The 20,194-nt window shown below is 59.5% G+C and carries 16 protein-coding genes; 10 read left to right on the forward strand and 6 right to left on the reverse strand.

The features are described from left to right. Positions 1-35: 35 nt before the first annotated feature. Entirely contained in the window at positions 36-4,559 is a 4,524-nt protein-coding gene (gltB, locus tag H8S34_RS13055) for a glutamate synthase large subunit (protein ID WP_186964209.1), read from the forward strand. A gap of 93 nt (positions 4,560-4,652) precedes the next feature. On the opposite strand, the gene H8S34_RS13060 is transcribed toward gltB, so the two are convergent. From H8S34_RS13060 to H8S34_RS13080, 5 genes are all read right to left on the reverse strand, one after another. After that, positions 4,653-5,405, reverse strand: a complete 753-nt coding sequence (locus H8S34_RS13060; protein WP_186964210.1) for a flavodoxin family protein — start codon at positions 5,403-5,405, stop codon at positions 4,653-4,655. Between the two features lie 120 nt (positions 5,406-5,525). After that, positions 5,526-5,966, reverse strand: coding sequence for an arsenate reductase ArsC (locus tag H8S34_RS13065; protein ID WP_186964226.1), 441 nt, complete (start codon positions 5,964-5,966; stop codon positions 5,526-5,528). A gap of 20 nt (positions 5,967-5,986) precedes the next feature. Next, the gene (locus H8S34_RS13070; protein WP_101692149.1) at positions 5,987-6,445 is read right to left on the reverse strand and encodes a C-GCAxxG-C-C family (seleno)protein; all 459 of its coding nucleotides are present in this window, start codon (positions 6,443-6,445) and stop codon (positions 5,987-5,989) included. Between the two features lie 72 nt (positions 6,446-6,517). Continuing rightward, on the reverse strand, positions 6,518-7,531 hold the full coding sequence (locus H8S34_RS13075; RefSeq protein ID WP_186964211.1) for a permease: 1,014 nt from the start codon (positions 7,529-7,531) through the stop codon (positions 6,518-6,520). Between the two features lie 84 nt (positions 7,532-7,615). After that, a complete protein-coding gene (locus tag H8S34_RS13080; RefSeq protein ID WP_101692151.1) occupies positions 7,616-7,927 on the reverse strand; it encodes an ArsR/SmtB family transcription factor in 312 nt (103 codons plus the stop codon). Positions 7,928-8,090: 163 nt separating this feature from the next. Here H8S34_RS13080 and H8S34_RS13085 point away from each other — a divergent pair, with 163 nt between their 5' ends. The 9 genes from H8S34_RS13085 to H8S34_RS13125 all read left to right on the forward strand — a co-directional run bounded on the left by H8S34_RS13085 (position 8,091) and on the right by H8S34_RS13125 (position 17,376). Next, on the forward strand, positions 8,091-9,020 hold the full coding sequence (locus tag H8S34_RS13085) for a sugar-binding transcriptional regulator (protein WP_186964212.1): 930 nt from the start codon (positions 8,091-8,093) through the stop codon (positions 9,018-9,020). A 242-nt stretch (positions 9,021-9,262) separates the two neighbouring features. Next, positions 9,263-9,871 carry a DAK2 domain-containing protein gene (locus tag H8S34_RS13090; RefSeq protein WP_186964213.1) on the forward strand — a complete coding sequence of 203 codons (609 nt, stop codon included), beginning with the start codon at positions 9,263-9,265 and terminating at the stop codon, positions 9,869-9,871. Between the two features lie 35 nt (positions 9,872-9,906). Next, the gene (locus H8S34_RS13095; RefSeq protein ID WP_101692154.1) at positions 9,907-10,905 is read left to right on the forward strand and encodes a dihydroxyacetone kinase subunit DhaK; all 999 of its coding nucleotides are present in this window, start codon (positions 9,907-9,909) and stop codon (positions 10,903-10,905) included. 3 nt (positions 10,906-10,908) lie between these two features. Beyond that, positions 10,909-11,796 (forward strand): 3-hydroxy-5-phosphonooxypentane-2,4-dione thiolase, encoded by an 888-nt coding sequence (gene lsrF / locus H8S34_RS13100; protein WP_186964214.1) that lies wholly within the window; start codon positions 10,909-10,911, stop codon positions 11,794-11,796. 26 nt (positions 11,797-11,822) lie between these two features. Continuing rightward, positions 11,823-12,143, forward strand: coding sequence for a hypothetical protein (locus tag H8S34_RS13105; protein WP_101692156.1), 321 nt, complete (start codon positions 11,823-11,825; stop codon positions 12,141-12,143). Positions 12,144-12,572: 429 nt separating this feature from the next. Next, positions 12,573-14,102 carry a sugar ABC transporter ATP-binding protein gene (locus tag H8S34_RS13110; RefSeq protein WP_186964215.1) on the forward strand — a complete coding sequence of 510 codons (1,530 nt, stop codon included), beginning with the start codon at positions 12,573-12,575 and terminating at the stop codon, positions 14,100-14,102. Beyond that, positions 14,099-15,142, forward strand: a complete 1,044-nt coding sequence (locus H8S34_RS13115) for an ABC transporter permease subunit (RefSeq protein ID WP_186964216.1) — start codon at positions 14,099-14,101, stop codon at positions 15,140-15,142. Before H8S34_RS13110 ends, H8S34_RS13115 begins: the two co-directional genes overlap by 4 nt. Next, the gene (locus H8S34_RS13120) at positions 15,123-16,178 is read left to right on the forward strand and encodes an ABC transporter permease subunit (RefSeq protein ID WP_186964217.1); all 1,056 of its coding nucleotides are present in this window, start codon (positions 15,123-15,125) and stop codon (positions 16,176-16,178) included. The genes H8S34_RS13115 and H8S34_RS13120 overlap by 20 nt, the downstream gene beginning before the upstream one ends. A gap of 34 nt (positions 16,179-16,212) precedes the next feature. After that, entirely contained in the window at positions 16,213-17,376 is a 1,164-nt protein-coding gene (locus H8S34_RS13125) for a DUF3798 domain-containing protein (RefSeq protein ID WP_101692160.1), read from the forward strand. 90 nt (positions 17,377-17,466) lie between these two features. Here the strand turns inward: H8S34_RS13125 and H8S34_RS13130 are convergent, their stop codons facing one another. Next, entirely contained in the window at positions 17,467-20,040 is a 2,574-nt protein-coding gene (locus tag H8S34_RS13130; protein ID WP_207724986.1) for an S-layer homology domain-containing protein, read from the reverse strand. Positions 20,041-20,194 lie beyond the last annotated feature (154 nt).

The raw sequence follows: 20,194 nt of genomic DNA on the forward strand, positions 1-20,194 counted from the left end.
CTTTTTCTATCCCTTACGTGAAAGGAGCGCTATATATGGAGAGAACCGGCTGCCCGCCCCGAGGCCTGTACACCCCCTCCTTCGAGCATGACGCCTGCGGGATCGGCGCGGTGGTGGAGATCAACGGCCAACCCAGCCGCAGAACGGTGGACGACGCCCTGAAGATCGTGGAAAAGCTGGAACACCGGGCCGGAAAGGATGCCACGGGAGAGACCGGCGACGGAGTGGGCATCCTGCTTCAGATCTCCCACCGGTTTTTTGCCGCTGCCGCCCGGGATGCCGGCATCTCTCTCCCCGGCCCGCGCGAGTATGGTGTGGGAATGTTTTTCTTTCCCCAGGACGAGGCGGTCCGCCGCTGCGCCAAAGAGATGTTTGAGGTCCTTGCCCGGCGGGAGGGGCTCCCCTTCCTGGGCTGGCGGAAGGTACCGGTCTGCCCGGATATTCTGGGCCGCAAGGCGCGGGACAAAATTCCCTGTATCGAGCAGGCCTTTGTGGCCAAGCCCGAGTCCCTCCCCACAGGCCTCCCCTTTGACCGGAAGCTCTATCTCCTCCGGCGGGTCTTTGAGCACTCCAACCGGGAGACCTACGTGGTCTCCCTCTCCAGCCGCACCATCGTCTACAAGGGGATGTTCCTGGTGGACCAGCTCCGCCGGTTCTATCCCGATCTCCAGAGCGCCGACTATGAGTCGGCCATTGCCCTGGTCCACTCCCGCTTCTCCACCAACACGAATCCCTCCTGGGAGCGGGCCCACCCCAACCGCCTCATGGCCCACAACGGCGAGATCAACACCATTCGGGGCAACGCCGACCGGATGATGGCCCGGGAGGAGACCATGTCCACCCCCCTGCTGGCCGGAGACATGGACAAGGTCCTGCCGGTGGTCGATCCCTCCGGCTCCGACTCCGCCATGCTGGATAACACGCTGGAATTTCTGATGATGGCGGGCATGGATCTGCCGCTGGCCGTCATGGCCTGTATCCCGGAGCCCTGGCGGGAGGACCGGAACATCTCCCGGGCCAGACGGGATCTGTACCACTACTATTCCACCCTGATGGAGCCCTGGGACGGCCCGGCCGCCATTCTCTTCTCGGATGGCGACCTGGTGGGCGCGGTGCTGGACCGGAACGGTCTGCGTCCCGCCCGCTACTACATCACTGCCGACCACCGGCTCATCCTCTCCTCTGAGGTGGGGGTGCTGGATCTGCCCAGCGGGGAGATCGTCCGCAAGGGCAGGCTCCAGCCCGGGCGGATGTTGCTGGTGGACACCGTACAGGGACGCATCCGCTCCGACCAGGAGGTAAAAGAGGCCTATGCCGCCCGTCAGCCCTACGGCGAGTGGCTGGACCGGAATCTGCTCCGCCTGCGGGATCTCCCCATCCCCAACCGCCGGGTGGAGCGGCACAGCCGGGAGGAACTGCTCCGCCTGCGCACGGCCTTTGGCTATACCGAGCAGGAGATCACCGACACCATCCTCCCCATGGCGAAAACCGGCGCGGAGCCCACCGCCGCCATGGGCGCCGATGTTCCGCTGGCCGTGCTGGACCCCAAGGATCAGCCGCTCTTCCACTATTTCAAGCAGCTCTTTGCCCAGGTGACCAATCCCCCCATTGACGCCATTCGGGAGGAAGTGGTCACCGACACCACCATCTATGTGGGCGACGACGGCAATCTCCTCCAGGAGTGCGCCGAGAACTGCCGGGTGCTCCAGATCCACAATCCCATCCTCACCTCCACCGACATGATGAAGATCAAGGCCATGGACCAGCCCGGCTTCCGGGTGGAGACCGTGTCCATGCTCCACTATAAGAACACTCCGCTGGACCAGGCCCTGGACCAGTTGGCCCTCTCGGTGGACCGGGCCTGGCGTGCGGGAGCCAATGTGGTCATCCTGTCCGACCGGGGCGTGGATGAAAACCATGTGGCCATCCCCTCCCTGCTGGCCGTGTCCTCCATCGAGCAGCATCTCATCCGCAGCCGCAAGCGCACGGCCGTGTCCATCCTGCTGGAGACCGGCGAGCCCCGGGATGTTCACCACTTTGCCACCCTTCTGGGCTATGGTGCCCGGGCCGTAAATCCCTATCTGGTGGAGGAGACCATTGTAGACCTCATCGAGTCCGGACAGCTGGACAAGGATTTCCACACTGCCGTGACCGACTACAACACCGCCGTGCTCCACGGGATCGTAAAGATCGCCGCCAAAATGGGGATCTCCACCCTCCACTCCTACCAATCCGCCCAGATTTTCGAGGCGGTAGGCATCCGACAGGAGGTCATCGACCGCCACTTTACCAACACGGTCTCCCGGGTGGGCGGGATCGGCCTGGAGGAGATCGGCGCCATGGCTGAGCGCAATCACTCCCGGGCCTTCCAGACTCCGCCCGGTACGCCGCCCTCCCCCCAGGTCACCCGGGAGGACCGCCAGGACCACCTCTTCAACCCCCAGACCATCCGTCTCTTGCGGGAGGCCACCCACCAGGGCAGCTATGAGATTTTTCGGCAGTACACCGCCCTGGTAGATGACGAGACCAGGCCCCGCACCCTGCGCGGTCTGCTGGAATTCCGCTATGCCGCCCAGCCCATCCCGCTGGATGAGGTGGAGAGCGTGGACGCCATCGTCCGGCGCTTCCGGACCGGGGCCATGAGCTACGGTTCCATCTCCCCGGAGGCCCACGAGTGTTTGGCCCTGGCCATGAACCAGCTGGGCGGGCGGTCCAACTCGGGCGAGGGCGGCGAGGAGCCCGACCGCCTCCGCGACCCGGCCCGCAACTCAGCCATCAAGCAGGTAGCCTCCGGCCGCTTTGGGGTCACCAGCGAATATCTGGTCAGCGCGGAGGAGCTCCAGATCAAGCTGGCCCAGGGGGCCAAGCCCGGGGAGGGCGGCCATCTTCCGGCCGGGAAGGTCTATCCCTGGATCGCCCGGTGCCGCCACGCCACCCCCGGTGTCCCCCTCATCTCGCCGCCGCCCCATCATGATATCTACTCCATCGAGGATCTGGCCCAGCTCATCTATGATCTGAAATGCGCCAACCACAGGGCCTCCATCTCCGTCAAACTGGTCAGCGAGGCCGGTGTGGGGACGGTGGCCGCCGGAGCGGCCAAGGCAGGGGCCCAAGCCATCCTCATCTCCGGCTATGACGGCGGAACCGGAGCCGCGCCCCGCACCTCCATCTACAATGCCGGTCTGCCCTGGGAGTTGGGCCTTGCCGAGGCCCACCAGACCCTCATCCAGAACGATCTGCGTACCCGGGTCATGCTGGAGGTGGACGGTAAGCTCATGTCCGGCCGGGACGTGGCCATCGCCTGTATGCTGGGCGCCGAGACCTTCGGCTTTGCCACCGCCCCGCTGGTAGCTCTGGGCTGCGTGATGAAGCGGGTGTGCAACCTGGACACCTGCCCTGTGGGCGTAGCCACCCAGAATCCGGAGCTGCGCAAACGCTTCCGGGGCAAGGCGGAGTATGTGGTAAATTTCATGCGCTTCATCGCCCAGGAGCTGCGGGAATACATGGCGCAGCTGGGCGTACGCACCGTGGAGGAGCTGGTGGGGCGCACCGACCTGCTGGCTGTCCGCTCCCCTGCCGCCAATCCCCGCTCTGCCACGGTGGACCTGTCCCGCCTCCTCCAGAACCCCTGCACCGCGCAGGATGGGCAGCACTTTCAGCCAAGCGATGTCTACGACTTTCACCTGGAGAACACCGTGGACCGGAAGGTTCTGGAGCCCGCCCTGGGGAAGGATCTGGCCGCCGGACATCCCCGCACTCTCTCTATCTCCGTCTCCTCCACCGACCGGGCCGTGGGTACTCAGCTGGGCTCGGAGATCACCCGTCTCCACGGGAACGATCTGCCTGAGGACACCTTCCGCATCCACTGTACTGGCGGGGGCGGCCAGTCTTTCGGCGCGTTTCTGCCCCGGGGCCTGACCCTGGAGCTGGAAGGCGACGCCAACGACTATCTGGGCAAGGGGCTCTCCGGCGGTAAGCTGGTGGTCTACCCGCCCCGGGACAGTCGGTTTGATCCGGCCGAAAACATTCTGGTGGGCAATGTGGCCCTCTACGGCGCCACCAGCGGTACCGCCTTCCTCAACGGTGTGGCCGGGGAGCGCTTTTGCGTGCGCAACTCCGGTGCAACCGCTGTGGTCGAGGGGACGGGAGACCACGGCTGCGAGTACATGACCGGCGGCCGGGTGGTGATCCTGGGTCCTACCGGCAAAAACTTTGCCGCCGGCATGAGCGGCGGCATCGCCTATGTGCTGGATGAGCACCGGGACCTGTACCTGCGCATCAACAAGGAACTGGTGTCCATGGACCCGGTGAGCGACCCACAGGATGCCGCGGAGCTGCGTGCCCTCATCCAGGCACACGCCGAGGCCACCGGCTCCCCCAGAGCCAAAGCCATTCTGGCCGAGTTTGAAGGGTACCTGCCCCGGTTCAAGAAAATCCTCCCCCGGGATTATGACCGCATGCTCCATGCCATTGCAGCCTATGAGGCCCAGGGTATGGGCCGGGAAGAGGCTGAAATGGCGGCCTTCTATGCCTCCCAGACATCCCGCACACCAACCTGATTCCCTCTCTTCCATTCTCTCCTATAGAAGTGGAAGCCAGCGTCCTTTGGACGCTGGCTTCCACTCTGATACTCCCCTTACTCTTCTACTCTTTTAAGGATGCGTAGGGTCCTCCTTCCCTCCGCCCTTCATTTTGGACCGGATCAATCCGCCGATCCCCCGGCTGATGAGAGCATAGGGGCGGTGGATTCTGCAGGGGAAATAATAGGGCCGGTCTACCCATCCCTTCTCCTCCCAGTAGGCCCGATCCAGCTTTCCCAGGAAGAGGGCCATGGATTTCTGCACCTCAAAGTCGATCATCTGGCCCAGCGAGGGGGAGTAGCGCTCCGGCTGCTCCATCAGGCGCACGAATCGCTCCACCTCCCGCTCGGAGATCTTCCGGTCCTGATTGAAGATAGTCCGCCCCACCTTTCCTGCCGGCATGGCTCCCCACTGTACCGCAATGCTCTCCAGATAGGACAGGGTCTTTTTCAGTCCCGACCCCTTGGTGCTGGCTACCGCCAACATTGGCTTGCCCGTGAGGACCGGGCGGTGATACCACCGGCAGGTCCGGTCCAGAAAGGTCTTCAATTTTCCCGACACCTGCTGGAGATAGACCGGCGAGGCGAGGATCACGCCATCTGCCTCCGCGAGGCGTTCCATCAGCTCCTCCGCGCCATCCTTCCACACGCATTCCCCATTCAGAATGCAGCGGTCACAGCCCGCGCAGAATTGAATGTCATACCGGTAGAGCTCGATCACCTCCAGAGCGATCCCGTGCTTCGCCAAGATCTCCCCGATTTCCCCCAGCAGACGGAAGGTATTCTGTCTCCTCTGGGTGCCAAGCAACGCCACTGCCTTTTTCATTCCATGCTCCTCTCCAACCCGGTTTTCCTATGGCAGCCATCATCTGCCCCAACCTAAGGATATTCCGCAGTTTCTTCCACAAACCGCAAAAGGCTGCCGCCAAGGGGCGGCAGCCTTTGCTCACATCCGCAGCGTCTCCTTCAGGGCCAGGACACGCGCCTCGATCTTGGCAATGGTCTCTGCGAAAACCTCATCCCCCTTGCCGGTGGGGTCATCCAGTCCCCAGTTCTCGGCATACTGGAAGGGGAGATTGGGGCAGCTCACATTGCAGCCCATGAAGATCACCACATCCGGCTGAGGGATGTCAAAAATCAGCTTGTTGTACTGCGTCTCCTCCATATCGATGCCGTGGAGGGCCTTCATCATCCGCACTGCGTCCGGATTGATATAGTCCTTCAATTCGGTACCGGCGGAGTAGCTCTCAAACACGTCGCTGGCCAATTTCTTGCCCAGGGCCTCCGCCATCTGGCTGCGGCAGGAGTTATGGACGCAGACAAAGGCCACCTTGGGCTTGCCCTGGCATACGATCTGGGGCCGGGTGCGATCCGCGCCGCACTCCATGCCCGGATTCCAGCTTTCACTCATTGCTTCGCGCCCCGCTCTTCCTCCAGAATGATCTTCGCCGTCTCATAGGCCATCTCGCCCGTGAAGGCGATGCACTGCTCCATGTGCTCCTTGGAGCCCTTCTCCATCCCCTTGGTCAGCACTTTACAGCAGCTGACCTTGTGCCGCTGGCAGAAGATCTGATAGAGCTTCGCGCTCAAGGCCATAGCCCGGTCCACACTGGGGTCCTTTCCCTCGGTTCTGCCGTAGACCAGACCGATGGTCAGGATACCGCCCGTCAGCGCGCCGCAGGTACAGCCCATACCGCCCATGCCCACGGGAAAACCGGAGGCCATTTTGACCGCCTCCGCCGGTGCATCGATCTCCAGCTCCTCCACCACGGTCTTTACCACCGCCTCGGAGCAGTAGAATTCCCCCTTGCGGTAGTACTCCTCCGCCCGCGCCCGGATCTGATCCAGATCTGCCTCCAACCTCATAACTCAAACCTCCTGTATTTCTGGCTGATTTCTGTGCCTATTAAACCACACCAGTGTACGATTTGCAATGGATCAGACCAACAGGAACTGGATCGCATTGAAGAAATACCCTACCACCACGATTCCAATGATGCAGATGGCAATAAAGGTGCCCAGCAGTCTGGGTTTGACCGCCTTTTTCAGCATGATCATGGAGGGCAGGCTCAGGGTGGTGACCGCCATCATGAAGGAAAGGATGGTCCCCAGCCCAGCGCCCTTGAAGAGCAGGCTCTCTGCCACGGGGATGGTGCCGAAGATGTCAGCATACATGGGGACGCCCACCAGGGTGGCCAGAATCACGGCGAAGGGATTGTCCCCGCCCAGGACCCGCTCCACCCACGCCTGGGGCACCACATTGTGGATCAGTGCGCCGATCCCCACTCCGATCAGAATGTAGGGGGCCACCTTCCGAATCGTGCCCAAAAGCTGCTCTTTCGCATAGAGCACCCGGTCGCGGCGGGTAAGCTTTCTGCCCTCCACTTCAATGTGGGGAGCGTTTTTGATGAAGTCCTCCACGTAGCGGTCCATCTTCAGCTTTTCGATCACGGTTCCGCCGATGACCGCAATGACCAGCCCCAAAAGCACATAAACCACAGCCACTCTGGCCCCAAAGATGCTCATCAGCAGCACCAGGGACCCCAGGTCCACCATGGGGGAGGAGATCAGGAAGGAGAAGGTCACCCCCACCGGAAGGCCTGCGCTGGTAAACCCCATAAAAATGGGGATGGACGAACAGGAGCAGAAGGGAGTCACGGTCCCCAGCAGGGCCGCCACCGAATTGGCGCCGATCCCGTGGAATCGTCCCAGGATGCGCTTGGTGCGCTCCGGTGGAAAATAGCTCTGGATATAGGAGATCCCAAAAATCAGCACCGAGAGCAGCACAAAAATCTTAATGGTGTCGTAGATAAAAAATTGCAGGGCGCCCCCCAACATGGAATCGGTAGAAAGCCCGGCGGCGGTAAGCCCGTGGCCTACCAGCGCTTTGAGCCATTGCATGCCCAGGATCTGGTCCTGGAAAAACAGCCAGGCCGTGCGAAGTACTTCCATTTCTTTGTCCCCTTTCCTCGGAAAACAGTTCTAAAATTTTCGATTTTACTTTCTGAAGAAAAGCCATCGCGTATGGGATGGCTCTTATCCTTGGCAGGTACAGTTCGTTTCTGCACTGGTATTTACTTCCGTGAGGCATTGCAGCAGCTCTTTTGCATACCGGCTGCCCGCTTCACTGATCCCGTAGTGGGTCCACTTGCCCTCCACACGGCCCTCCACGATACCCGAATCACACAGGATCTTCATGTGATAGGACAGCGTGGACTGGCTGATGTTCAGGTCTTCCAGCAGGACGCAGGAGCATTTTTCCCCACTGCGGAGCAATTCCAGGATCTGCAGGCGGTTCACATCGCAGAAGGCTTTGAACACCTTTGCATCCGCCCCGTGGTCACGCATGGTATCCCTCCTTTCCAATCGATTCTATTCGAATTGATTCTCAGTATACCTTTCAAATCGAAAAAAGTCAATCTATTTCTTCGTCTTGTCCTCATTGCATTCGGAGGTATTCTGTACTATGATAGAGTTACAAATGTAACACACTCCATCGCAGGGGGTATTTATGGACCGCAATCAGGAAAAATTGCAAAAACTGGCCTATGTCGCCCAGCGCTACTATCTGGATGACTGGAAGCAGAGCGACATCGCCGCGGAACTGGGTGTATCCCGCCCCCTGGTCAGCCGGATGCTCCACGAGGCCCGCGCCCTCGGCGTGGTCAAGATCATCGTCTGTCCCCCCGCCTCCGACGCAAACTCACTGCTGAAACAGCTGCGGCTGTCCTCCTCCATCCGGGACGGCGTTCTGGTGGAGGACGGCAAAGACGACGACGCCACCAACCAGCTGCTCTCTCAGGGTGCGGTACAGCTTCTGTGGCAGCTCCGCTCCCGGCATCTGGGGATCGGCTGGGGCCATCTGATCGGACAGCTGGTCACCTGGCTGGAGGCACATCCCCAGCTGGGCAGTACCGTCACCGACATCTGCCCCCTGGTGGGCAATGCCAGCATCCCCGCCCGCAATTACCAATCTAACGAGAATGTCCGCCTCATCGCCCAGCAGCTGGGGGCCACCCCCCACTTTATCTATCTCCCCGCCCTGCCGGACAGCCTGGAGGAAAAGCATCTGCTCTGCTCCACTGAGATCTATCGGCAGATCCAGTTCCAGTGGAACAAGATGGACACCGCCCTGGTGAACATCGGAAACTATCCCTCCAGCCCGGACTTTGCCTCCCTGGTCCGCTATGGCAGCTTGCTCCAGGAGGAGCACACCTGCGGGCGGTTACTGGTCTACTATTTCAATGCCGACGGGAAGGTCATCCAGTCGGAGCAGGATTTCGCCATTCAGATTCCGCTGGATACGCTCAAGCGCTGTCCCAACATCGTGGGCGTCTGCTCTGCCAATACCAGCGCTAAGGCACTGCGCGGCGCGCTGAAGTCAGGACTTCTGACCCACCTGGTGGCCCGGGCCGATCTCGTCCGCGACGCATTGGACTAATTTTATTTCAAATGTAACTCTTTCCTTCGGAGTTTCTTCCGTCGGAAAGAGTTCTTTTTATTTATTGCACAATTTTAAAGGATATATTTTATAATTTATATAGAATTTGCGCACTATTAATTGACTTTTGTTACACACAGAGATAAGATGATTGCACATAAGTAACACCCAATGTGTCGTTCTCCTACCTGTACACACCGGAACGGTCTATCTTTGTCTGATCGGAAAGAAGGAATCGCACCATGAAAAAGACGGAACTTGCCGCACGGTTTCAGCATGCCTGCGCCTGTGTCACTGCAGCAGAGCAGATTTTGACGGAAATCGACTCCAAATTCGGCGACGCGGACCACGGTCTCACCATGAACAAAATTGCAGGCGCCATCGCACAGGCCATAGAGGAGTCCGAGGGCGGGATCCAGTCCATGCTGGATGACGCCGCTATGGCGGTCATGGTCCTCAACGGCGGCAGCGCAGTCCCCCTCTGGAACACCTGGCTGGACGGCATGCAGGAGGCCGCCCCCGCTGGTGACGAGATCGACGTTCCCGGCCTCCAGGCCATGTTTGCCCATGGATTTGAGGCTCTGGACGACATCTCCGGAGCCAAGGTTGGCGATAAGACCATGATGGACGCTCTGATCCCGGCCAGTCAGGCCATTGCCGCCTACACGGGACAGGACGAAAGCAAGCTCTTTACCCTGGCGGCCCTGGCGGCCCACGACGGTGCCGAGGCCACCAAACAGTTTACTGCAAAATTCGGCCGGGCCAAGAGCTACGGGGAGCAGACCATCGGCACCCCCGACGCCGGCGCCACATCAATGGCCCTCTTTTTCCAGGGCCTGGCCCAGAGCTGAATCAATCTGCTATTTCAACCGGGAGGTAATGTCACATGAAAATGAAAAAGTTTATCAATGCCCCTGAGACCATCACGGACGAGGAACTGATCGGACTGGGCATGGCCTATCCCGATATCCTGGACGTGGACGGCCATCTGGTCATCAGCAAAGACCTGGCAAACGCCGACCGCGTGACCATCGTCACCTACGGCGGCTCGGGCCATGAGCCCGCCCAGGCCGGTTTCGTGGGCAAGGGCATGCTGGATGTGCAGGCCGTGGGCGATATCTTCGCCGCCCCCAACGCCAAGCTGGTCTTTGACGCCATGAAGCTGGCCGACAAGGGCCACGGCGTGCTGCTCCTCACCCTGAACTACGCGGGCGACCAGCTGGCCGGCAAGCAGGCCATCAAGCTGGCCCAGAAGGCGGGCCTCAACTTCCGCCAGGTGGTCACCGGGGAAGAGGTCCAGTACGACCCCAACGGCGAAGACAACAAGCGCGGCCTGGCCGGTGCGGTGGCTCTCTACCACATCGCAGCCGCCGCTGCCCGGGAGGGCAAGAGCCTGGACGAGGTGGCCGAGATCGCCCAGCGCTATGCGGACAACATGGCCTCCATCACGGTCAAATCCACCGACGCCACCCATCCCCAGAACGGCATGTCCTTCGGCGACCTGGGTGAGACCGACATGATGGAGATCGGCGCGGGCCAGCACGGCGAGGGCGGCGGCGTCCGGGTTCCCATGATGTCCTCCAAGGACACAGTGGCCACAGTGGCCGAGGCCCTGAGCAAGAAGCTGGATCTGAAAGCGGGCGACAAGACCTTTGTGATGATCAACGGCTGCGGCGCCACCACCATGATGGAGATGCTGGTGCTCTTTAAAGACACGGTGGAGTTCCTGAAGGCCAAGGGCGTAGAGGTGGTCGCCAGCATGGTGGGCGAGATCCTCACGGTCCAGGAGGCCGGCGGCTTCCAGATGAACATCGCCAAGTGGGACGAGGAGTTCATCCGTCTGTGGAACACCCCCTGTCACACCCCCGCATACAGCAAGGAGTAAGTTATGGCAGATAACATTGGAAACAAGGCCGCCCACGATTACCACCTGGACACCCCCGTGGCCCTGGATGGCTTCTTCGTCAAGGGTGCGACCCACAGTGACTGGGGCATGCAGAACCGTCTGGCCCGGCTCTTCAACCCGAAATCCGGCAACACCGTCATGCTGGCCTTTGACCACGGCTATATCATGGGCCCCACCGCCGGTCTGGAGCGGATCGACCTGGTCATTCCGCCCCTCATCCCCTATGTGGACGTACTCATGGGCACTAAGGGAGTCATCCGCTCCTGCATCTCCCCCGCCGCCCGGGTAGCCAAGTGCGTGCGGGTCACCTACGACACCACCGTCCTCTTTGATGAGATGTCCAACGGCGGCGGCATCGCCTGCGACATCGAAAACGCCATCCGCATGAATGCCGACTGTATGGCCGTGCAGACCTTCCTGGGCGCCCCCGGCGAGTCCCGTTCCCTGGAGCTCCTCGCCCGCACCGCCGACGCCGGAACCAAATACGGCATCCCCACCCTGGGTGTGGTGGCCGTGGGCAAGCAGATGGAGCGCACCGAGAAGTTCTTCCAGCTGGCCACCCGTGTGCTGGCCGAAAACGGCGCCAATATCGTCAAGAGCTACTACTGCGAGGGCTTTGAGCGGGTGGCCGCCGCCTGCCCGGTGCCCATCGTCATTGCCGGCGGCAAGAAGCTGCCCGAACTGGAGGCTCTGGAGATGGCCTACCGCGCCATCCAGGAAGGAGCCCACGGCGTGGATATGGGCCGGAACATCTTCCAGTCCGACTGTCCCGCCGGTATGACCCAGGCCATCGGCGCAGTGGTCCACCAGGGCAGCACCCCCAAGGAGGCCTTCCAGGTCTATGAGGCCGTGAAAAACGGGGAAATTTGATTTCAAATCGTATAGGAGGCATTATTATGTCCGCTGAGTATATGCATATTGGTATCCCCGTCACCAACCGCAAGCCCAACATGACCTACAATGCAGAGGCCAAATTCTGGGTAAGCTGCGTGGATGACTATGACTACAAGATCGAATATCTGAAGTTTGAGGAGGGCACCCCCTTCCCCGAGGACATCCACCGCAACCCCCATGTGGCCTATAAGGTGGACAATCTGGAAAAGTACATCGCCGACGCCGACCGCGTCATCTGCGGCCCCATGCCCGCCGGGGAAAAGGACCGCCTGGCCTTTGTGTGGAAGGACGGTGCGATCATCGAGCTCTATGAGGCGAATTGAGACTCCGTGCAGTGTATTGCCAAACGCTTTGGAAGGAATGGTAACTGAGCAATTTGGTCCTTCTACTGCGGAGTAAAATAACGTTTTTTCTGGCACTTTTAAGGGCGCCGCCGCAACATTTTATGTTGCGGCGGCGCCCTTCCTTTTTGCAACGGGTCATTGCATCCCCATGCCGGACCGTGCGTTTCCCGCTCCAGCCGCATAGAGAAACCCTATATATTTCGTGCCATTATTACATCTAAAGATAAACCTTGACAAACGCCCCCCCTTCCAGTATCCTACCATAGGCATTGGCCTTTTTCCCAATGAAACCACACAGTCAGTTTTCTAAGCACGGTGCATGCTTCCACATCCCATCGCGTTTGGGGAACTGTTTTTTTATGTCTACTTGGAAGCACCATTCTGCTAAACCCATCTGCGGAGGGCATTATGCTGGAACTCAAACATCTGTCAAAGGCATTTGACGGACACACGGTACTCAACGACATCAACCTGACCATCCTCCCCGGAAAGGTCCACGGTCTCATCGGCGCCAACGGCTCGGGAAAGAGCACCCTCATGAACATCCTCAACGGCAACGAGACCATCGCCCGCTCGGGGGGCTACACCGGCCGGATCCTCCTGGACGGCCGAGACATTACCATTCAGAATCACAGCCAGTCTGTGGCCTGCGGCATCGCTATGGTACACCAGGAGCTGGCTCTGTTCTCCGGCATGACCGTGACGGAGAATATCAAGATCAACCGGGAGAAAACCCGGTTTTCCACCCCGCTCCTGCCCGAGCTCTCCCTGCTGGACCCGAATAAAAATATCCGCGACGCCCAGCACGCACTGGAGGCCATCGGCGCCCATATGGACCCGGGCCAGGTGATCGACGCCCTCTCCCTGAACCAGAAGCAGTTTGTGGAGCTGGCCCGGGAGCTGGACCAGCAAAACATCCGTCTGCTGATCCTGGACGAGCCCACCAGCTCTCTCAACATCACCGAGACCAAGGCACTTCTCTCCTGTATCCGGGAGATTGCGGACCGGGGCATCGCCGTCATCTTCATTTCCCATCGGCTGGAGGAGATCATGCAGGTCTGCGATACCGTCTCCGTACTCCGGGATGGCGCACTGATCTCCACCTATGAGAAGGCCGATTTTTCCATTGGAGCCTTTGCCGACGACATGGTCGGGCGGAAAATCGTCAAGACCCAGCGCGCGGCAAAGAAGCAGAAAGGCGACGTCCTGATGCAGCTCTCCCAGATCAACGGCACCGAGCTGGATATCCGGGAGGGGGAGGTGCTGGGGATCACCGGTCTGGCCGGTCAGGGGCAGGAACTGCTGGCAGAAGGCCTCTTCGGGCTCAAGCCGGCTAGCTTCCAGGCCCGTTTCAAGGGAGAGGAGCTCTCCCTGGGGGATAACAGCACCCTGACCGCCCGGGGGATCTATTACCTCTCGGACGACCGGGCAAAGACCAGCCTCTTCCGGGAGAGCCCGGTCTGGAAAAACATGATCTTCGGCACGGAGCTGCGGCACCGGGAATTTCTGCGCTGGAAGGCCTGTCCAGCCCTCTCCCTGCTGGACCGGAAAGCCATCCAGGCCCACGCCCAGGCCATGATCGAGCAGCTCAACATTGTCTGCCGCTCGCCCGACGCCCCGGTCCGGGAGCTCAGCGGCGGCAACCAGCAAAAGGTCTGTATCGCCCGGGCCCTCACCTTTGCGCCCGAGCTGCTCTTTGTCAACGAGCCCACCCGCGGCATTGACATCTATTCCAAAGAACTGATTCTGGACTGGCTCTTGAAGATGAACGAGCGGGACCACACCACCGTCGTCATTACCTCCGGCGAGCTGGAGGAGCTGGTCCGGGTCTGCGACCGGGTGGTGGTCATGTATCAGGGTCAGGTATTTCAGACCTTCGAGGGCGAGATGAACCTGGAAGAACTGACGCTGTCGTTGTACGGGAGGGGAAACGCATGAAGCTTCACGCCATCAATCCTCCGCGGTTCATCATGTCCCTCTACATGCTGGTGCTCCTGATCCTGGCCGTGCTGGTGGATATCAGCTTTGTCAGCCTTATCAACGACGCCCTCATCAAATGGGCCATGAACGGCATTCTGGTCCTTTCCCTGATCCCCATGATGAACGTGGGCGCCGGACGAAACTTCGGTATGTCCATCGGACTCTCCGCCGGTCTGCTGGGTATGGTATTCGCCCTCAATTACAAGATGACCGGCTGGCTGGGCTTCTTTGTATCCCTTCTGGTGGGGGCTGCCATCGCCGTTCTCTTCGGCTTTGGATACAGCAAGATCCTGAACCGGCTCAAGCTGAACGAGGAGATTGTGGGCACCTTTGCCGGGTACTCCTTCATCCCCATCATGAACATCTTCTATACCTTCGTCCCGGTGACCAACCGCCAGATGCTCTATCCCATCGGCGGACAGGGCCTGCGCCCCCGGGTCAACCTGGACATCTACTTCGGCGGCATTCTGGACCGGCTGTGGCAGATCAAGGTGGGGGAGATCGTCATTCCGATGGGCCTGCTCCTCTTTTTCTTTGTCATCGCGGCCCTGCTCTGGCTCTTCTCCAAGACCCGCACCGGCATCATCTTCTCCGCCATCGCGGAAAATGAGCGCTTCTCCAGCCTTGCCGGCCTGCGGGTGGACCGGTACCGGACCATCGGCATCATCCTCTCCATGGTCCTGGCCGCCGTGGGCGTGGTGGTCTACTCTCAGAGCTACGGCTTCCTGCACCTCTACGACGGGCCCTTTATGATGAGCTTCCCCGCCATTTCCGCCATTGTCATCGGCGGCGCCAGCCAGAAAAAGTCCACGGTGGCCAACGCGCTGATCGGAACCTTCCTGTATCAGACCACCTATCTCCTGTCCATTCCCGTGGCCAACGCCCTTCTGCTGCCGGAAATGGCCGAGATCCTCCGTACCATCGTCACCAGCGGCATTATTCTTTATGCGTTTATCTTCCAGAGAAAGGATGCGGGAAATGAAGTTCTTAAAAAATAACCTGGTCCCCATTGCCGTATTCCTGCTCTGCCTGCTGTCCTTTCACTACGCCGGGGTGAGCCTTTCCTATCTCTCCTCGGAGGTCTATACCCGCTTCATCCGCAACACTCTCTTTGTCCTGGCCCTGATCCTGCCGGTGACCTGCGGCATGGGCATCAACTTCGCCATTGTGGTGGGGGCCATCTGTGCCCAGACCGCCATCGTCCTGGCTATGGATCTGAATCTCTCCGGCCTCCCCATCCTGCTCTTTGTGGTGGGGGTCAGCATTGCGCTGTCGGTGCTCTTCGGCACCCTGGTGGCCATGCTGCTCAACCGGGCCCGGGGGACCGAGATGATCGTCTCCATCATGATCGGACAGCTCAGCTCCGTCCTCTACCAGTTTGTCTTTATGGTGGGTTACGGGACTATTTTCCACCCCGCCAATGAGGCGATCCTGCTGGATACCGGCGTGGGCGTACGCAACATGCTGGATGTGGCCCCCCTCAAGCAGGTATTCACCAGCGTCCTGCCCTTTACGCTGGACGGAAAAGTCTACTCCCTGCTCCCGCTCCTCATCATCGGCACCTTTACCCTGATCCTGATCTACCTGCAAAAGTCCAAGCTGGGGGTCCTGGCCAAGGCGGTGGGCAGCGATCTGCACAATGCCAATCTGCTGGGCGTTAACAGCAACCGCATCCGCACCATCTGCATTGTGATCTCCACCATCTTTGCCGCCATGAGCCAGATCATCACCGTGAGCGACTTTGGCACCGCCATGGTCTATACCGGGCACCTGGGGATCGAGACCTATGCGGCCGCAGCCATTTTAGTGGGCGGTGCCACCATCCGGGAGGCCAAACTGCGCAACTGCTTCCTGGGCGTGGTGCTCTTCCACACCCTCTTCATCACCTCCCCCATGGCGGGCCAGAATCTCTTCAACAACCCCTCCGTAGGCGAATACTTCCGGTCCTTCCTGGCCTACGGCGTGATCGTGATCGCTATTATCATGAATCTCAAGAAGGAAAAGGATCTGAAACTTCAGAATTTTAAAGCGTAAGCTTTAAAAAATAGAATCAGGAGGAATACACACCATGAAGAAACTCGTTTCCCTGCTGCTGTCCGTGCTGATGGTCGTATCCATGGCCGCCGGATGCAGCACCACCGGGAGCAATCCCCAGGGCACCCCGGCTGCCAATCCTTCCGCCAGCGCCGCCGCCGAGGACTCCTACAAGATCGGCATCGTGACCCCCACCCTGACCGTCTCTGAGGACGAGTTCCGCGGCGCCCAGGAGATGGTGGAGAAGTACCCCGACATCGTGGTGCACAAGACCCTGCCCGAGGATTTTGCCACCAACGTGGAGGGCTGCATCTCCGTAGTCACCAGCCTGGCCGATGACCCCGAGATGAAGTACATCCTCTTCAACAACGGCATGGAGGGCATTGTCCCCGCCTTCCAGACCATCAAGGAGAAGCGCCCCGACATCACCACCATCGTCACCAGCAACGACGATCCCCAGCTTCTCAACGACTATGTGGATCTGGCCATCAACACCGACTGGGTCCGCCGCGGCGTGACCATCCCCACCAAGGCCTATGAGATGGGCGCCCGGACCTTTATCCACTACTCCTTCCCCACTCACATGGCCTCTGAGTCCAAGGTCCAGAGACGGGACATGATGAAGGCCACCTGTGAGGAGCTGGGCATGGAGTTTGTGGAGGTCATGACCCCCGATCCTCAGACCGGCAACGGCAAGGCCGCCATGCTCCAGTTCCTCCGGGAGGACCTGCCCCGCCAGATCGAGAAGTACGGCCCCAACACCAACATCTTCGGCACCAACTGCCCCATGTACGACGTGATCCTGGACGAGGCCTTCAAGCAGGGCTTCATCGTGGCCGAGCAGTGCTGCCCCACCCCCACCCAGGCCTACCCCACCGTTCTCAACCTGGAGATCACCGAGGATGATCTGGGCGACTATGACAAAATCAACAGCATGATCACCGAGAAGGCCGCCGAGGCCGGTATGACCGGTAAGCTGTCCGGATGGGCCATGCCCTCCTCCGTCTACGTACCCCAGTTCCAGGTGGAGCTGGCCGTCTACATGCACGACAATGGCCTGACAATCGACGACGTCCTGAGCAAGGAGTTCCTGGACAACTTCTCCAAGGAGCATATGCCCGTGGCCGCCGACTTTGCCATGGCCGGCGAGGGTCTGGACCACTACTGGATGCTGATCCTGGAGGATATCTACTATTAATCTCTGATCCCCCACACAGAGCAATCCCCCTGCCGGAAAGATTCCGGCAGGGGGATTTTTCATATTCCAGCCCGCTTGGTTCGATCGATCCTAGGAAAGAATCGCATTCCAGAATTCAAGGCCATCTCTTTTCTCATACCCGTGTCCGTTGGCCGCTTCACAGATGTCAAAATAGGCCCAGTGGGACTTTGAAACATCCCGGAATTCCCGCAGCCCATGGTCTTCGGCAAGGAAGGCCCGATCTGCGCTGCGTCCTAACATCCGGTTCAGGATGGCGGCTGCCTGGGCGCGGGTCATGGGCTGTTCCGGTCCAAAGGTGCCGTCCGGATACCCGGAAATCCAGCCGTACCAGACAGCACTCTGAACCGCCTCATAAAACCAGTCATCCCCCTGGACATCCGGAAAGGTCATACCTCCCGCTTCCACAGGATGTGCAAACTGCCCGGCCATTGCAACGAATTCTGCGCGGGTGATAGGCGCTTCCGGCCGGAATTTTTCACCGCCTACCCCTGCAACCACTCCCATGGATGCCAGCGTGTTGACTGCCCTGGCATACCACGCATCCTCCGGCACATCGGAAAATCCCGCATCCGGGGCATTCCCCGGAGTAAGGAGCAGCGAATAAAAGAGCTGTGGGGCCTGAGCGCGGGTCAACGTGTCGTCCGCTCCAAAGCGCTCACCAGGATAGCCGAAGAAAAAGGCGTTATGGTCTCTGGTGTTCAGGGTCTGTGCGACCCCGGTGATCTCCGGATCCACAACGGCGGACTTTTGAACAAATACCGCCGATATGGTATGGTTTTGGGTGACATTTTCAAAGGAATAGGTCTCGGTATACTCCACGGCACTTCCATCGACCAAGAGCTGCTCCAACCGGTATCCGGCCTGTGGCTGTATTGTAAAGCTCTGATTGCCGCCGCGCACCAGGCGGACCCTGCCGCTGGGCGTGATTTCTCCACCGCCGGTGGATTCCGCCAGGATCGACACGTACTGGGGGCCTGCACTCCCACCAGCGCCCGTCTCTGCAAAGGTCCGCAGGACGGTTCCGGTATAGTTCCCCATAAAGCGAATCGTGACCTGACGCTCTCCGTCCCCGGATGTCAGCTCGACTGTATAGTCTACGTTCGTTCGAAGCTGGTATGCACCGTGCCAGATCTCCAGTTTTTCCACATCTTCCACACTGGAAAGCGCGGGGATGGGGAGCTGCGTGCCGTCATAGGGCAGAACCCGGATGTGGACCGGAATGTGTGCCACTGTCAGATAATCGATCGCATCTTCCGGAGTGTAGAATGCAAAGTGGACCTGATCTCCAGCCTCTCCCACCGGAAGGGTTGGGTCTTCCCACAAAAAGCCGGCTTCCAATCTCACATCGCCCAGGGAATCCCCATAGACCGCCGTTTTTTCCCCGGGTTCCAGGTAATTGGGGACCGCCTGTCGGATTTCAAAGGGCACGACCGCTGTTAGCCCCTGGTATTGCTCGGTCCCCTCTACGAGCGCACGGACGTACCACGCTCCCGCGTGGACCGGTGGCTCCGCCTGATAGGGTCCCTCCCTTCCTTCGGAATAGGAAAATGTGGTCTCGCCAAAGGCCGCTTTCGCCTGTGGCTTGGCAGGGATCGCCCCATATTCCCAATTTTCAATGGACAGCGGAACCGCCCAGCCATTTTCTCCCGTCACAGAAATGGCCGCGTCCAGGACTGCATCCCCCTCCCGATAGCAATAGGTCAGGGTCTCATTGGGTGCATCCAGCTGGATCCGTGTTCCATCCAGAACGCCACCCTTCAATTCGGTGATTTTTTCGGGCTGGATCCACGGCGCAAACGGTTCCAGTGAAATCCCATTTTCCCCCGGCTCCAGCGCGATCCGGGCTGGGCTCTGCTCTGTAAAATCCAAAAAGAGTGCCTCTCGATCCGGAAGGCGAAGGGCAAGCAACCGGTTTTTTCCTGCATAAACGGTCTCCAGCTTTGTGTTATGGGACAGGTCCAAGGAGAGCAGCTGGTTATCCGTACAGTTCAGATAGGTCAAATCGGTCTGCTGGGACAGATCCAGCGTCTGAATGAACGTATGATTCCAAAGCACCGTCTCTAGTTTCCGGTTCTGGGACAAGTCCGCATCGGTCAGCGTCCCGCCCAGAACATGGAGAATTTGTAACTCCGGATTTCCGCTCAGATCCAATTCTGTGAGCGGGCTGCCACCCCATGCAAAATAGGTCAGTCCGGGTACATCGTGCAGATCCAGTTCGAAAAGGTTGGAGTGAAAGCAGTAGAGATGTTCCAGTGTCGGAACCCCTTCCAAACGCAGCTCAGAGAGCCTGGGATTCTCATTGCAGGTCAGTGAGTTCATGGCAGGAAAATCGGTCAATTCCAGGACGGTAAGATCGTTTTCGCTGCAATTCAAGCTCTCCAGATTTCGAAAATACTCCAGGCCTTGCAAATCCTGAATTCCCAATTTTCTCAGGTCCATTTTTGTCACTGCGTCCAACTCCATCTGGGAGAGGCCGCCGTCACGATCGGTATCCCGGTCGCTTACCCAGCCCAAAAAAGCGGGGTCCGGAAAGGTCTCGCTGTTCAGCGGGATCTCCGCTTTCTCTGCCGCTCCCGCCATCATCATTCCGCTCATGATCCCCAGCAGTGAAATCAGCACCGCTCCTGTTTTCCATTGTTTCATAGGCCCTCCCGCTCCGCGCAGATCTGTACCACTCTATCGTTATACAATTCATGATACAGCATTCCGGCCCAAAGAGCGGTTGTCTGCCCAACGAGATGTCGGATCAGGCGCCCCTTTTTCATTACTATTCGACATTTTTATATAAAATATTACA

Origin of the sequence: Pseudoflavonifractor hominis (genome assembly GCF_014288125.1) — a bacterium.
GTDB lineage: Bacteria > Bacillota > Clostridia > Oscillospirales > Oscillospiraceae > Pseudoflavonifractor_A > Pseudoflavonifractor_A gallinarum.

Bases quoted from the DNA above. Each gene is read 5' to 3' on its own strand.
- H8S34_RS13085 (WP_186964212.1), top strand. From the start codon at position 8,091: ATGGACCGCAATCAGGAAAAATTGCAAAAACTGGCCTATGTCGCCCAG.
- H8S34_RS13095 (WP_101692154.1), top strand. From the start codon at position 9,907: ATGAAAATGAAAAAGTTTATCAATGCCCCTGAGACCATCACGGACGAG.
- H8S34_RS13115 (WP_186964216.1), top strand. From the start codon at position 14,099: ATGAAGCTTCACGCCATCAATCCTCCGCGGTTCATCATGTCCCTCTAC.
- H8S34_RS13065 (WP_186964226.1), bottom strand. From the start codon at position 5,966: ATGGAGTGCGGCGCGGATCGCACCCGGCCCCAGATCGTATGCCAGGGC.
- H8S34_RS13075 (WP_186964211.1), bottom strand. From the start codon at position 7,531: ATGGAAGTACTTCGCACGGCCTGGCTGTTTTTCCAGGACCAGATCCTG.
- H8S34_RS13130 (WP_207724986.1), bottom strand. From the start codon at position 20,040: ATGAAACAATGGAAAACAGGAGCGGTGCTGATTTCACTGCTGGGGATC.
- H8S34_RS13090 (WP_186964213.1), top strand. From the start codon at position 9,263: ATGAAAAAGACGGAACTTGCCGCACGGTTTCAGCATGCCTGCGCCTGT.
- H8S34_RS13125 (WP_101692160.1), top strand. From the start codon at position 16,213: ATGAAGAAACTCGTTTCCCTGCTGCTGTCCGTGCTGATGGTCGTATCC.
- H8S34_RS13080 (WP_101692151.1), bottom strand. From the start codon at position 7,927: ATGCGTGACCACGGGGCGGATGCAAAGGTGTTCAAAGCCTTCTGCGAT.
- H8S34_RS13105 (WP_101692156.1), top strand. From the start codon at position 11,823: ATGTCCGCTGAGTATATGCATATTGGTATCCCCGTCACCAACCGCAAG.
- H8S34_RS13060 (WP_186964210.1), bottom strand. From the start codon at position 5,405: ATGAAAAAGGCAGTGGCGTTGCTTGGCACCCAGAGGAGACAGAATACC.
- H8S34_RS13070 (WP_101692149.1), bottom strand. From the start codon at position 6,445: ATGAGGTTGGAGGCAGATCTGGATCAGATCCGGGCGCGGGCGGAGGAG.
- H8S34_RS13120 (WP_186964217.1), top strand. From the start codon at position 15,123: ATGAAGTTCTTAAAAAATAACCTGGTCCCCATTGCCGTATTCCTGCTC.
- lsrF (WP_186964214.1), top strand. From the start codon at position 10,909: ATGGCAGATAACATTGGAAACAAGGCCGCCCACGATTACCACCTGGAC.
- gltB (WP_186964209.1), top strand. From the start codon at position 36: ATGGAGAGAACCGGCTGCCCGCCCCGAGGCCTGTACACCCCCTCCTTC.
- H8S34_RS13110 (WP_186964215.1), top strand. From the start codon at position 12,573: ATGCTGGAACTCAAACATCTGTCAAAGGCATTTGACGGACACACGGTA.